We start from the raw sequence: 14,973 nt of genomic DNA, 5'->3' as shown, positions 1-14,973 counted from the left end.
TCCGATAACAAAAATTGATACAAGAAAAAAAGAGCATTTTTTAAACTTTATGTTGATGCTATTTATTTTTTTATATTTTTGTCTTCAACATTAAAAAAATAGAAATTAAAGAAATGAAAAAAGCATTAGTAATTATCGCGGTTTCAATTTTAGTTGTTTCATGTGGTAAAACAGCAGAAGTTAAAGAAGTAAAAACAGCTTACGTTGATACTTCGGTTTTAATGAAAGAGTACACTGAAGCAAAAGATCTTGAAGCAAAATACAAATCTCAAGCAGAAGAAAAAGGAAGACAACTGCAAGCTGAAATTACTCGTTTTAAACAAGACGCTGCTAATTTTCAAAGTCAAGCGCAAGCAAACGGTCAGGCATGGGCACAACAAAGAGGTGCTGAATTGCAAAAAAGAGAGCAACAATTGGGTTACGCTCAACAAGCTTTGTCGCAACAATTGCAACAAGAAAGTGGAGTTGAAATGGATTCTCTTGTAAGCGGAGTGAAAAAATACATCAAAGAATACGGTAAGAAAAACGGTTATTCTTATATCTACGGAACAGGTGATGCTGCAACAGTATTATATGCTGAAGATAAATACGATATTACAAAAGTTATCGTTAAAGAATTGAACGATAAGTACAAATCTGCGCCGAAAACAGAAGAAAAAGCTCCTGCAAAAGAGGGTGTGGAAGCTAAAAAATAAAACACAAAACAAACTAATTTCTAAAAACCTAAATCTACACGGATTTAGGTTTTTTCTTTTATAAAAAATACGATACTTTTAGTTTTTCAATACAAGCCATAATGCAAAACGTTTCAGAAGCAGCAGCTTACACCTTACAATTTATCAATCAAACGCAAAAGTCGATCTTTCTGACGGGTAAAGCCGGGACAGGAAAAACGACACTTTTGAGGGAAATTATAGCCACAACGCACAAGAATACTGTGGTGGTTGCCCCAACCGGAATTGCGGCTTTAAATGCGGGTGGCGTGACGATTCATTCGATGTTTCAGCTGCCATTTTCCGCTTTTATACCCTCTTTTGAGGCGAATTCGCAGTTTACCGAAACGGTGAAATTTGAGAATAAAGATACGTTGCGCAGGCACTTTAAAATGAACAGTCTGAAGCGTAATGTAATCCGGAATATGGAGTTACTGATTATTGATGAAGTAAGTATGTTGCGGGCCGATTTGCTTGATGCTATTGATTTTATGATGCAGACTGTTCGCAGAAATTCGTATGCTTTTGGTGGCGTTCAGGTGCTTTTTATAGGCGATTTATTGCAGTTGCCACCCGTAATTAGGGATGAAGAGTGGCGAACGTTACGTAATTATTACAAAGGAAAATTCTTTTTTCATTCTCACGTAATGCAGCAAAATCCGCCTTTGTACATTGAGTTATCTAAAATTTACCGTCAAACAGATGATGCCTTTATCTCGGTTTTGAACAATCTGCGTAACAATCAGATTTCAGCTGATGATGTGCAGTTTTTGAACCAATATGTACTGCCTGACTTTGATTTAAAGAGTAACCCGGGTTATATTACTTTAACAACTCATAATGCCAAAGCAGATTCTATTAACGAGCAGGCGATAAACGATTTAGCAGGAAAAGAGTATTCTTTTCAACCCTTTATCGTAAGTGATTTTCCGGAGAAAATTTTTCCGGTAGAAGAAAATCTAAAGTTGAAAGTGGGAGCACAGGTCATGTTTGTAAAAAACGATTTGAGCTTTGAAAAACGCTATTTTAATGGAAAAATGGGGATTATCAAGTCGCTTTCACCGGAAGAAATTTTTGTGCATTTCCCCGAAGAGAATAAAACAATTGAAGTAGAAAAGTACGAATGGAAAAACATCCGTTACAAAGTAAATGAGCTCACCAAGGAGATTGAAGAGGAAGTTTTGGGCACATTTGCGCATTATCCGATCAAATTGGCTTGGGCTATTACGGTACATAAGAGCCAAGGATTAACTTTTGACAAAGCTGCGCTTGATGTATCGCAAGTTTTCCTTCCCGGACAGGCCTATGTAGCATTATCGCGTTTAAGGTCCTTAAATGGGCTTATTTTGCTTTCTCCGATGCGTATGAATGGGATTTCTAACGATCAGGATGTGATGGATTATGCTTTGAATAAAGCTACCGAGGACGTTTTAGAGAAATCGTTGCATTTTGAAACGAAAAACTTTATTCATAACTATTTGATTAACAGTTTTAATTGGTCAGATTTGGCACAAGAATGGCGCAATCACCGTTTTAGTTACAACGAAAATGCTGCTGCGTCAGAAAAAGCCAAACATGCTATTTGGGCACAAAAGCGCTTAGAAACCATAGAGCAGCTGGTAGATCCTTCTCAAAAGTTTATCCAACAACTGAACAAAATTTTCAATAAAGAAACAGTCGATTTGTATTTTGTTGAAGAAAGAATGGTGGCAGCATATGATTACTTTTTCGGTCCAATGGACAAATTGGTGACAGATCTTTTACAAAAAATGGCTGAAATTCAGAAGTTTAAAAAAGTGAAAGAATTTTATGAAGAGCTGACTTTGCTGGATGATTTGCAAACAAAAGCGGTTTTACGCTTGATGAAAGCTAAATTATTGATTGAAATTGTGGTTGCAGGAGAAACGATTTGCAAAGAAAAATTGACTTCATCGGCTATTAAAAACTTCAAAATAAATAAGCTGGAAAAGATTCGTGAAGAGTTTAAAATGAGCAACACGGATATCTTCAATGTGGAAGAACCGGTTGTACGTTACACTTCAAAAAAGCGCGATAATAATGAGCCAAAAACGATCAAAAAAACCACGGTAGAAGAAACCTACGACCTATGGATAGAAAAGAATTCGATTCAGGATATTGCCCGAATTCGAAAGCTGACGGTGCAGACAATTGAGATGCATTTAGTCAAACTAATTCAGACTAAAAAAGTGGATATTTCAGACGTATTGCCGTACGATAAAATACTGGCTTTACGAGAGGCTTTTCAATTTTATCAAGAAGAATCGCTTAACCCATTGAAGGAAAAATATGGTGACGAATTTACCTGGGATGAACTTAAAATGTTTAAGGCGAGTATAAATTAGGGAAAATTCCAATTTTTTTAAATTCTAAATTCTAAATTCAAATTCAAATTCCAAATTCAAGTTTCAAGTTTCAAGTTTCAAGTTTCAAGTTTCAGGTTTCAAGTTTCAGGTTTCAGGTTTCAGGTTTCAGGTTTCAGGTTTCAAGCTTGGGATAAATGGGTATTATTAGTTATTTAATGGTCAATTTTAGACGGGTGTCACCCTGAGCGAAGTCGAAGGCTGGGAAAGAAATATTTTATTGAGATATTCGAAAATCAAAGTAATAAGTGTGATAAAATGTAATTTGATAACGGTAAATTGTTATTGTTTTTGGTTTGATAACGCGATTTTATAGCAAAAGAAAACAAGCTGTGCTGTCTTAAAAAGAACGTTTTGTATTGACTTCATTTTATTTTTTTTTGAATCGTTTTGAAAAATTAAAACGTCTTAGATTCGAAAATAGTTTCACGTGGAACATTTTGGATTCACTAAAACATTAGACTAATTACCTGTTTTTATGTTTTTAATATCTTGATTAACAATGTGTTAATTTTTAGTTATGGTTTTTTGACGAAGACTCGTTTGGTTTCTAAATGCCAAAACGACAAAAAAACAGCGATAAAACACGATTCTTGAATCGATAATTTTTTAATTTTTAAGATAAGTGAATCACTCGCGCAAACCCTGTGCAGGAATATTTTGGGTAGAAGTTGTGTGACCAGTTTAGATAAAACTCTTGAGATTTTTTTCAAAACGATTTGGTTGTGGAGTAGAGGCAGGGAGTTTGTTGTGAAACTTATTGAATTTTGCATCACTTCGAAGAGAGACCAAGACTTTGCTTAAATTCGAAAAAAAAAAAAATCGGCGCCTTCGGCGTTTTTTAGCATTAATAACAACAAATAGTGATTGGATAAAAGTAAAATGGCTGGTTAGTTTGAAAACAGTCGCAAAACCATGCTTTTTAAGCCGTATTTTTTGTTTTTACAATAAAAAGCTATTCTTCCGCCTGAAACAAAAAAGAAGTCTTTAAATCTCTTTATTTTGTTCTTTGAAAAAGTAACTTTAAGATCAAAAGCCATTTTTGTAATGTAGTTTTCACGTGGAACGGTTAAGCTTTACAAAATAATGTACGTTAGTTTTAAACCTTCAAATCTCACTGCTATACGTTATGTCAACCTGAGCGAAGTCGAAGGCTGGTCTAGAGGATGAGTATCTATCAAATTCTAAACTTGAGGAAGCACAGTATAACTTAAAAAAGGTGAAAATTTTCTAACGTAGCCTTCGACTTCGCTCAGGGTGACTGTTGGGTTAAATTAGAGACTTTAGGAAGTAGAAAAACTAAAATTTCACCTGACACAATAAAACGATCCTTTGATCTCTTTATTTCGTTTTTGATAAAAGTAACTCCAAGATCTAAATCCATTTTTGAAATGTAGTTTCCACGTGGAACGGCTAAGCTTTACAAAATAACGTGCGTTAGTTTTAAACCTTCAAATCTCACTGATATACGTTATGTCACCCTGAGCGAAGTCGAAGGCTGGTCTGGAGGATATGTATCTATCAAATTCCGAACTTTAGGAAGCACAGAAAAACTGAAAAAAGGCGAAAATTTTCTAACGTAGCCTTCGACTTCGCTCAGGGTGACAGTTGGATTAAATTAGTAGATTTAGGCCGTAGAAAAACAAAAAATTTAGCGTGAAACAAGAAAACAATCCTCTGATCTCTTTATTTCATTTTTGATAAAAGTAGCTCCAGGATCAAAAGCCATTTTTGCAATGTAGTTTTCACGTGGAAGGGATAAGCTTTACAGAATGATGTACGTTAGTTTTACACCTCCAAATCTCACTTATGTACGTTATGTCACCCTGAGCGAAGTCGAAGACTGGCCTAGGGATAAGTATCTAGTAAATTCTGAACTTTAGGAAGCGCAGAGAAAGTGAAAAAGGTGTAAATTTTCTAACGTAACCTTCGACTTCGCTCAGGGTGACAGCTGGATTAAATCATAGATTTTAGGCAGTAATAATATAGAAAATTATGGAACTTATTTTAGGGATGTAACTTTTTTAGAAGTCAATTTTTTCAAAAAAAATCGGCGCCTTCGGCGTTATTTTTGAATTAAATCGGGGAGTCTTTTTGTCGAAATTAAAACGAGTTGTGGAACAAAAAGACTAGAAGTAAAGGTCTTTGGCTGTGATAATTCGTTTTTTTTAAAACAGCGTCTGGCCAGTAATTATAAAAAATATCATTTTCATTTCAACAAACTTTCATAAATAATTAAACTTTTGAAGGCAAAAGTTATTTTCACCTGGAACAGATATACGAGAAGTAGATTTTGTAAAACTGGCACGAGTATAAATAAAAAATCCTTTTTTCGGTTTAAGAAAAAAGGATTTAGTTAAGTAAGTGGCAATTGAAAATTTATAACGTTTCGACTAAAATCCAGGCATCCGGATTTTCTCCTTTTTGAATTTCTTTCTGTGCTTTTTGTGCTTCATTCATAGTGGCATAACTTCCGTATAAAACAGGAAACAGACCATGTTTGTTTTCGCCAAGCATTCTGGCTTTGTAGCCGTCTTTTACCAATTGATTATAGGCTTTTCTGGCATTTTGTTCGCTTCTGAAAGCACCTGCCATAATGTGGTAAGGCATTGTTTTTATTTCTACTTCTTCAGTTGCAGTTTTAGCAGAATCTACTGAAAGTGTTACAGCCGGTAATGGACTTTGTATAAAAAAGGTCGCTTCCTGGATTTTGTTTTGTACTTTTTTCTGTACAGCACTTTCTACAATAAGAGTCTGACTTGCAATTTGATTCTGGTACAAAGGATATCCGATACTTCCGGTAATTCCTAAACCTAGAACAAAAATAGCAGCATATCTCAAGTATGGTTTTGAAGTTCTAACGTGCTCTTCATTTTCGTATAAAGCAACCGTTTCTCTTTCTTCCATTTTTTCCAGTTTTTTCTCGAACAGTTCTCTTTTTACTACAGGAGAAACAAACGGACTTAACCCAAAAGAAGTAGATAAGAAGTTGGTCTGATCATTAGGTGTAAAAACCATGTTTTGATCAGCGTTTAGACGAATATCACCAATGTTTTTAAAATTCAGAACACCATGTTCGTCTAATATTTTTTTCCAATTTAGAACTTCATGTGTAATAGCACTTACGGCAAAACCATAAGAAGTATTTTCAGTCTGAGCGATATGATTGGCTAATAATCCGTCATTGTTTTTTAAAAGACTATTGAATGCGATCGTTTTCTTAGGTGGAGAAAACGAATTGGTGCTTTCATTAAGTCTTGCCGGGTGATTTTCGGTTAGAAATGCTCCAAACCCTGGAACCGTTACACACTGATAACGATACAATAACTGCGATATGTAAGTTTCGATTTTCATAGTAACAAAGTTAGGTAATGAATATAGTTATCAAAATTTTATTCACAATTGTTATTAACAATTCGCTTTATTTTATATACAATTAACTTTCAAATGGTTAAGTGTTTTTGCTTCATGTTGAATAGGGTGCGAAAACGATTTATCTTATTTTTTATTAAGAAATTACTTTAATTTATAGATATTTGCTGCCTCAAATCGAGTTTTTAATAGACTCTATTTTACATAATATTTTAGCAAGATGTCAGATCAGGAATTATTTTATTTATTAGCCCTACTTAAAGTGGATGGAGTTGGAGATATTTTGGCTAAAAGATTGTTGCTGCATTGTGGTAGTGCGGAGGCTTTTTTTAAAACGAAAACCAATCAGCTAGCTGCTATTGACGGAATCGGCTCTGTTTTATTGAAAAATATAAAAGACAAAACCGTTTTTGAAAAGGCAAATGTCGAATTAGAATTTATAAAAGCAAATACGGTAAAGGTTTCTTTTTTTCAGGAAGAACAGTATCCGGAGCGTCTGAAACATTGTTTTGATGCGCCGGTTTTGATTTTTTCTGCAGGAAATATTGATTTAAAAAAGAGAAAGATAATTAGTATAGTCGGAACGCGTCAGATTACCTCCTATGGTTTGGAATTTTGTAGGACACTACTGGAAGATTTAGCACCATTGGATCCCGTAATTGTTAGTGGTTTTGCCTATGGAGTTGATATTGTGGCGCATCAGTTTGCAATGGACAACAACTTACAGACCATTGGTGTTTTAGCCCACGGATTAAATCAGGTTTACCCTAAAGCGCACAAAAAGTATATCGGCCGAATGGAAGAAAAAGGGGGTTTTATTACCGAGTTTTGGAGTTCGTCTAATCCGGACAGGGAAAATTTTGTTCGTCGAAATCGCATTGTTGCCGGAATCTCGGAGGCCACAATTGTAATTGAATCTGCAGATCGGGGAGGGTCGCTCATTACAGCCCATTTTGCAAATGAGTACAACCGTGATGTTTTTGCTGTTCCGGGCCGCGTTACAGATGTGTACAGTAAGGGTTGCAATGATCTGATTAAAACCCAGAAGGCCAACGTGCTTACCAGTGCGGCCGATTTGATCTACATGCTGAACTGGGATATTGAAAATAAAGCAAAACCAGTTCAGAAACAGCTGTTTGTAGCTTTAGATACAGAGGAACAAAACATTTACGATTTTCTAATAAAAAACGGAAAAGAAGTACTGGATATCATTGCGCTTCGTTGTGATTTTCCTGTTTATAAAATTTCCGGAATCCTTTTAAAAATGGAGCTTAAGGGAGTAATAAGACCTTTACCGGGTAAATTGTTTGAGGCTATTTGATCTTTATTTTTAATTAGATTAGGTTTGAAATATTAAAATTTTATTTTTGCCCCTCACTTTTAACCCTTTTTTAATGAATATTATTGAATTATTCGAAAATGCCGGAATTTATAGAACAAATTTAAGAGAATTTAACCCTGAGGATATTGCAAAAATTCAGAAACAATTTGAAATTGAACGTGCACAGCATTCCAATTTAGATTCAAGTGTAGCTTCAAATTTGATTTTAGCAATGAATGAATTTCCAAATGAGCTTTTGTCTATTTCAAATAATCGAATACTTTATAATTTATTTTCTAAGAAAAATTATTCACGTAATAGATTTAGTTCTGATAATGCTGTCTCAGTTAGTTTAGAGGCCGTAAAAGTATTCATTATTAGATTTTTATCAGAAGCATTGACGTTGTTTATTGAGGAAAGAATGGCTCAGAACGATTTTGAAGCTATTGAAGACATTTTAATGGTCAAAGAATATTTGCCGGAAGAATCATTAGACTTTTTGCGTGAGAGAGTTACAGGTAAATTAGATTTTGTTTTAGACAAGTTAGATCAAAATTTTTCGATGGGGGATCACAATATTAAGTCTATTTATTTTATAAAATTCAGACCTTTTTATGCTTTGCTTGCAAATTTTAAATCAGTTGATACAGATATGAAAATTAGATTGCTGCAAAATAAAATAACCAGCCCCATTTTAAATCAAGAAATAAAATCGATTTTTACGGAAGCTACAATAATTGCGATGAGTAATTATAATGCCCTTAATCCGGAATTGGATAGTTTTTTAAAAGCAAACAGAGAAAAACTTACGGAATCATATGAAACAACATCATCGTCAAGTGATTCAGGTATGTCGCCATGGGCAATAGTAGGAATAATTGTTCTTGTTTTAAGAGTGATTTTCTTTATGGCAAGATTAGCTAAGTAGTTATTTTTTTGAGTAAATTTTAATGTTTTATTAAGAATAACGTCTTTTCTGTTTCTCGTAAATATAAGTTAGAAAGGACATATATAAAATGCTGGATTTCGGTGATTTTTTCAAACAAAAATCCCTTTCCAAGCTTTGTGCTCGAAAAGGGATAAATAATATCTTAAAACGACTAATTATGATGGTTCAAAGCCTAGTTTAATGCGGGCACGTTGTAAAACACCGTTCGCGATGAGTGCTGCTTTATCAGCTCCTTTTTTCAAAAGTAATTCTACTTCAGTAAGGTTAGTGATATAGTAATTGTATTTTTCTCTTTCGGTTTTGAATTTTTCTGTGATCAATTCAAACAAGGCTTGTTTGGCATGTCCATAACCATAGTTTCCGCCCAAATAATTGGCTCTCATTTCGGCAATTTGTGCTTCGGTGCCCAGTAATGAATAGATAGCAAAGGCATTACAAGTGTCCGGATTTTTTGGATCTTCAAGTGGCGTACTGTCTGTCTCGATGCTCATTATCTGCTTGCGTAAGGTTTTATCGTCAAGGAAAATATTGATAATATTATTAGCAGATTTACTCATTTTTCCGCCATTAGTTCCGGGGATCAACATGCCGTCTTCCTGAATTATAGCCTCAGGAATTACAAAAGTTTCACCCATTTGGTGATTGAAACGAGAGGCTACATCACGAGTAATTTCCAAGTGCTGTAATTGGTCTTTTCCAACGGGAACAAATTGAGCGTCATACAATAAAATATCAGCAGCCATTAACATCGGATAAGTAAAAAGTCCGGCGTTTACATCGTCTAAACGATCTGCTTTATCTTTGAAAGAATGGGCCAATGTCAGACGTTGAAATGGAAAAAAACAGCTTAAATACCAGGTTAGTTCTGCTGTTTGAGCGACATCAGACTGTCTGTAAAAAGTAACTTTATCGGGATTTAAACCACAGGCCAACCAAGCTGCTGCTGTACTGTAGGTGTTTTCTCTTAATGTTTTACCATCTTTGATTTGTGTAATCGAATGTAAATCAGCGATAAACAAAAAAGATTCGTTTGCCGGATTGTTAGATAATTCAATTGCGGGAATAATTGCTCCCAATAAGTTGCCTAAATGTGGTGTTCCTGTACTTTGAACACCGGTAAGTATTTTTGCCATTCTAGTTTTCTCTTAACCGCAAAGATGCAAGGTTTTAACCGCAAAGTTCGCATGGTTTATTGTTGATTTTAACCCTAAATTTCGTATTTTTTAATTGGAAAGTTTGCCAGGTTTATTTTCCTGGTCGCAAAGTTCGCAAAGTTTTTTGTAAAGTACACAAAGTTTATTTGTTCTTTGGCGTAAAGTTGGCAAAGTTTTTACGAAAATAAATTCTTTTATAATAAATCACCTTCGATTTATTACTTTTGAAACCATGAAAGGAATAAAAATTGTTTTTTGGGTCATTTGGCGCATTTGGTTTTATATTTTAATGGCCATCCCGATATTGATTATGTTGCCGTTTTTACTGGCTTCGATTATAACCGAAAGTGGTTATCCGTATTTTTTCAGAATGGCGCGAATTTGGGCGAAATTCATCCTCTACGGAATGGGATTCTATTACAAAATCAAACGGGAACAAAAGCTTGAAAGAGGCAAAAGTTATATGATTGTGGCTAATCACACTTCAATGACAGACATTATGTTAATGCTGGCCATTATAAAAAATCCATTTGTTTTTGTTGGAAAAAAGGAGCTTGTAAAGATTCCGTTGTTCGGATTTTTCTATAAAAGAACTTGTATTTTGGTAGACAGAAATTCGTCGAAGAGTAAAAATGATGTTTTCAAACGAGCTCAGGATCGTCTAAATCAAGGATTAAGCATCTGTATTTTTCCGGAAGGCGGAGTTCCTGATGATGAATCAATTTTACTAGACGAGTTTAAGGATGGGGCTTTTAGATTGGCCATAGAGCATCAAATTCCAATTGTTCCGATTGTTTTTGCGGATAATAAAGAACGATTTTCGTATACTTTTTTAAGCGGAAGTCCCGGTAAAATGAGAGGTAAGATATTATCGTTTATTGAAACTAAAGGACTTACGGGCGAGAACAGAAAAGAGCTGAGAGATCAGGTAAGACAGGTGATTTACAATAAATTACTGGAATTTAAGAGCGTAAAGTAAAAGTAAAAAGAATTAAATATTAAACCCGGCATTGAGTATGAATCATGCCGGGTTTTCTTTTGAATTTAAAACCCCTTTTATATTCAAAATCTTATTTTATCAATACTTTTATCGAAATCAAAATCAATTGCTTTTTAGTTTTTTCCTTAATTGTTTTAAAGGAAATAGCCTTGGTAATTAGATTTTTAACTTGTAATAAAAGTCACATGATAATGATTAGATGAACAAAAAGGAAAATGGTTGCGTCAAGAAGTAGATTTTTTTCCGTTTTTTTTCAAAATAAAAAACCCGACCGCTTTTAGAACGGTCGGGTTTATAGTATAAGAATCTGCAACAATCAGATTTGTAACGTTTTATGCGTTAGCTAATTCTTTAATGTGCGCTTTAATTTTTGCTTCTAATTCGTCAGCTAATTCCGGATTATCTTTAATTAAAGACTTAACGGCATCACGTCCCTGACCTAATTTAGTATCGCCATAGCTGAACCATGATCCTGCTTTTTTAACGATCTCAAATTCAACAGCTAAATCTAAAATTTCTCCTGTTTTTGAAACTCCTTCGCCATACATGATGTCAAATTCGGCAGTTTTGAAAGGTGGAGCTACTTTGTTTTTAACGATTTTTACTTTGGTTCTGTTTCCGATTACATTTTCTCCGTCTTTAATTTGTGAAGAACGACGAATATCAATACGTACCGAAGCGTAGAATTTTAGGGCGTTACCACCTGTTGTAGTTTCCGGATTTCCGAACATTACACCAATTTTCTCTCTCAACTGGTTGATGAAGAAAACCGTACAGTTTGTTTTGCTGATCGTTCCGGTTAATTTTCTTAAGGCCTGAGACATTAAACGAGCGTGAAGACCCATTTTTGAATCTCCCATTTCTCCTTCAATTTCACTTTTTGGGGTCAAGGCTGCAACCGAGTCAATTACCACAATATCAATTGCTCCTGAACGAATCAGGTTTTCTGCAATTTCTAAAGCTTGCTCTCCATTATCCGGTTGAGAAATAATTAAGTTTTCAATGTCAACGCCTAATTTTTCAGCATAATTTCTGTCAAAAGCATGCTCAGCATCTATAAAAGCAGCAATTCCGCCCGCTTTTTGAGCTTCGGCAATCGCGTGTAAGGTAAGTGTGGTTTTACCGGACGATTCTGGCCCGTAAATTTCAATGATCCTTCCTCTTGGGTAACCATTTACCCCAAGAGCTAAATCAACACCAAGAGAGCCAGAAGAAATGGTTTCTACCTCTACAATGGCTTTGTCGCCCATTTTCATTACGGTTCCTTTTCCGTAAGTTTTATCAAGTTTGTCAAGCGTAAGTTGTAGCGCTTTTAATTTGGCCTCTTTGTCTGAACTCATCTTTTCTTTCATCTAAATTGTTATAATTTTTTTCTTTTTCAAAGCCAATCAAAATCGCAAATTACGTCTTGATTTAGATTTGAAAGGGCTTGTAATTTTGTAAAAATACTTCTTTTTTTTGAAGTTACAACGTTGTTTTATTGCTATAAAAACAATGCTTTTAGTTCTGTAGCTTCCTCAGCTTTTATTTTACCGGCAAGCAACAAACTCAGTTGTTTACGACGTAAAGCAGCATCATAACGCTGTTTTTCAAGTTCCGTTTCAGGTTCGATCGCCGGAACTTCAACCGGTCTGCCGGTATCGTCAACCGCAACAAAGGTGTAAATGGCTTCGTTGGCTTTTGTTCTGTTTCCAGATTCGCGGTCTTCTACCCAAACGTCTATAAAAACTTCCATAGAACTCTTGAAAGAACGGGATACTTTTGCTTCAACGGTAACAACGCTGCCTAAAGAAATAGCTCTGTTAAAAGCAACGTGATTTACAGAAGCTGTTACTACAATTCGACGCGAATGTCTTCGGGCTGCGATACTTGCCGCACGGTCCATTCGGGCCAAAAGTTCACCACCAAAAAGGTTATTCAAAGGATTTGTTTCACTTGGTAAAACTAAATCGGTTAAAATAGTTAGAGATTCTGCAGGATGTTTTGATTTCATTTTTTTAATGTAAAAATTTATTTTTTTGCCACGAATTTCACGAATTGGCACTAATTGTTTTTTTTGCCACTGATTAAAAGGATTTGCACAGATTATTTAATCATTTTAATCCTTTATTCTGTGGCTTTTTTTCCTCATAATTGAGTTAGGTTAGCAAATCTTTATCAAAGTGCATAAATAGACTTTTTTGGATTTGATGTTTTATCTTACCTATTCAAACATTATGTAAAATAGGACTTGGCAGATTTAATTCAGCCAATATACCGCCATAACTGCCGGAATAAAATAGATAACAATGGTTCTTGCACCATCATAATCCTTGGCTAATCGTTGACCGAAGAGCATCATTAGCAAACAAATACAAGAGAAAATAGCGCCGTAGAAGCCAAATTCACGACCGCTGTCTGTAAGCAATTGTATGACACCAACCACGCATAAAATTCCCGAAATTAATTCTAAAATTAAAAGGTGAAAGAGGGCTAGTGGTACTTGATTTTTTAAGATTGTTTTGGAAAAATGCTCCTTCAACCAGGAAACATTATCCTTCCAGTAGAAAACTTTTTCATAACCGGATTGCAAAAAAGTTAAGGCCAGAAAAACCAACAGTAAAATTGTGGCAGTATTGTTCATTAGCAAATTATTTTTTGTGAATTAAACGTGTGAGTTTTATAGATAGATCTGTTAAAATTATTTTTGCATTTCCATTCCGTTCAATGTGATACATCGCCTCCGAAAGTTCTTTAAAAATGTCATGAATATTGTTTCCGTTAACAAATGGAGCAAAATTTTCGAGTTTGAATTTATCTACTTTCGGCTCAATGTAAACGAGGCTTGGTGCCTGATAATTAAGTAAAAGCGCCTGTCGGAACATTTCGATACAGTACTGGATAAATTTCTTCTGACTTTCACGTCCAAGAGCGGCTATTTCTTCGCTCCAGGAAATTAAATCCTGAATGGCAGCGGCATTACCTTTGGCTCTGAAAGCAGCACGAACCCAATTGACAAACCATTGTTCAAAAGGATATTCCGAGTCATCTTCTTTGAGTATAGAAAGTGCTTTACTAAAATTTCCCTGCGCCTGATGTGCGATTTTTAAAGCTAAATTAGAATCGATATTTTCTTTAGCAACCAAGGCTTCAGCGATCACCTTTTCGGGTAATCCGTTAAAATGAATCACCTGACAACGAGAACGGATTGTTTGAATGATATCTTCTTCATTTTCAGAGATCAGTATAAAAATAGTTTTATCTGAAGGCTCTTCGAGAAGTTTTAATAATTTATTTGAAGCAGCGATATTCATTTTATCGGCCATCCAGATAATCATAATTTTATAACCGCCTTCGTACGATTTTAAGGCAAGTGATTTCAAAACTTCCTGTGCGTCTTCGACTCTGATTTCTCCTTGTTTGTTTTGAACACCCAAAATTTTATACCAATCGAATAAGCCTCCGTAAGGCATTTCTTGTATAAAGGAGCGCCAGTCCTGAATAAAATCTAAACTTTTGGGTTTCGTTTTTACATCTTCGGTGGTGACGGTTGGATAAATAAAATGGAGATCGGGATGTGAAAGGTTTTGGAATTTGAGATTACAGGAATCATTTCCGTTTGAGTTTTCAGTGCCCGTATTGTTACATAAAATATATTGCGCGTAAGCAATAGCAGTTGATAGCGTACCACTTCCTTCCGGCCCGACAAATAATTGTGCGTGCGGAATTCTTCCGGAAGATGCACTTTGTATCAAGTGACTTTTGATGTAATCTTGACCTAAAATTTGAGAAAATTGCATGTAGCAAAGATAGAAGAAAATGATGTAGTCAAAAATTTTCGGAATTAAAGATTAATTATGTTTCTGTTTTTTTATTTTTAACAGACAGCGTTTTGTTAAATTGTTTATTTTTTTTGGCTCGTCTTGGGTAAGTACTGGGTGGGATTTGGTGAGATATTAATGGTTTTTTGTTAATAGTTTTTATAAAAATATTTAAAACATATCTTTTTTTTACCTACAATAATGCGTAAAGAAGACCATATATAAAGTCAATTCCTACAAATATATATTTTAACAAAATTAACAAAAAACTCGCTAAAACGCA

General features: G+C 34.8%; 11 protein-coding genes. 5 read left to right on the top strand and 6 right to left on the bottom strand.

Annotation, left to right across the window (positions count from 1 at the left end; genetic code table 11):
- Nucleotides 1-113 precede the first annotated feature (113 nt).
- Complete coding sequence (locus tag LNP23_RS04565) at nt 114-695, top strand: OmpH/Skp family outer membrane protein (protein ID WP_047774550.1); 582 nt, start codon at nt 114-116, stop codon at nt 693-695.
- 101 nt (nt 696-796) lie between these two features.
- Nucleotides 797-3,076: a helix-turn-helix domain-containing protein gene (locus LNP23_RS04560; RefSeq protein WP_230004032.1), complete on the top strand. Its 2,280-nt coding sequence runs from the start codon at nt 797-799 to the stop codon at nt 3,074-3,076.
- Between the two features lie 2,397 nt (nt 3,077-5,473).
- Here the strand turns inward: LNP23_RS04560 and LNP23_RS04555 are convergent.
- The gene (locus LNP23_RS04555) at nt 5,474-6,448 is read right to left on the bottom strand and encodes an HU domain-containing protein (protein WP_230004030.1); all 975 of its coding nucleotides are present in this window, start codon (nt 6,446-6,448) and stop codon (nt 5,474-5,476) included.
- A 238-nt stretch (nt 6,449-6,686) separates the two neighbouring features.
- Between LNP23_RS04555 and dprA the strand changes: the two genes are divergently transcribed.
- Entirely contained in the window at nt 6,687-7,787 is a 1,101-nt protein-coding gene (dprA, locus tag LNP23_RS04550; protein WP_230004028.1) for a DNA-processing protein DprA, read from the top strand.
- A gap of 73 nt (nt 7,788-7,860) precedes the next feature.
- The gene (locus LNP23_RS04545; protein WP_230004026.1) at nt 7,861-8,715 is read left to right on the top strand and encodes a hypothetical protein; all 855 of its coding nucleotides are present in this window, start codon (nt 7,861-7,863) and stop codon (nt 8,713-8,715) included.
- Between the two features lie 176 nt (nt 8,716-8,891).
- Here the strand turns inward: LNP23_RS04545 and trpS are convergent, their stop codons facing one another.
- A complete protein-coding gene (gene trpS / locus LNP23_RS04540; RefSeq protein WP_230004024.1) occupies nt 8,892-9,869 on the bottom strand; it encodes a tryptophan--tRNA ligase in 978 nt (325 codons plus the stop codon).
- A 253-nt stretch (nt 9,870-10,122) separates the two neighbouring features.
- Between trpS and LNP23_RS04535 the strand changes: the two genes are divergently transcribed.
- Entirely contained in the window at nt 10,123-10,869 is a 747-nt protein-coding gene (locus LNP23_RS04535) for a lysophospholipid acyltransferase family protein (protein ID WP_047774535.1), read from the top strand.
- Nucleotides 10,870-11,222: 353 nt separating this feature from the next.
- Here LNP23_RS04535 and recA read toward each other — a convergent pair whose 3' ends face one another.
- The 4 genes from recA to LNP23_RS04515 form a co-directional block, all read right to left on the bottom strand.
- Nucleotides 11,223-12,230: a recombinase RecA gene (recA, locus tag LNP23_RS04530; protein ID WP_047774954.1), complete on the bottom strand. Its 1,008-nt coding sequence runs from the start codon at nt 12,228-12,230 to the stop codon at nt 11,223-11,225.
- A gap of 143 nt (nt 12,231-12,373) precedes the next feature.
- Nucleotides 12,374-12,883, bottom strand: a complete 510-nt coding sequence (locus LNP23_RS04525) for an acyl-CoA thioesterase (protein WP_230004023.1) — start codon at nt 12,881-12,883, stop codon at nt 12,374-12,376.
- 246 nt (nt 12,884-13,129) lie between these two features.
- Entirely contained in the window at nt 13,130-13,513 is a 384-nt protein-coding gene (locus tag LNP23_RS04520) for a hypothetical protein (RefSeq protein WP_047774533.1), read from the bottom strand.
- Between the two features lie 7 nt (nt 13,514-13,520).
- Complete coding sequence (locus tag LNP23_RS04515; protein ID WP_047774532.1) at nt 13,521-14,669, bottom strand: DNA polymerase III subunit; 1,149 nt, start codon at nt 14,667-14,669, stop codon at nt 13,521-13,523.
- Between the last annotated feature and the right edge of the window lie 304 nt (nt 14,670-14,973).

Source organism: Flavobacterium cupriresistens (genome assembly GCF_020911925.1).
In the GTDB taxonomy this organism is placed as follows: Bacteria; Bacteroidota; Bacteroidia; order Flavobacteriales; family Flavobacteriaceae; genus Flavobacterium; species Flavobacterium cupriresistens.
Note: the sequence above shows the minus strand (reverse complement) of the source record. Positions and strands in the feature narration are given on the sequence as shown.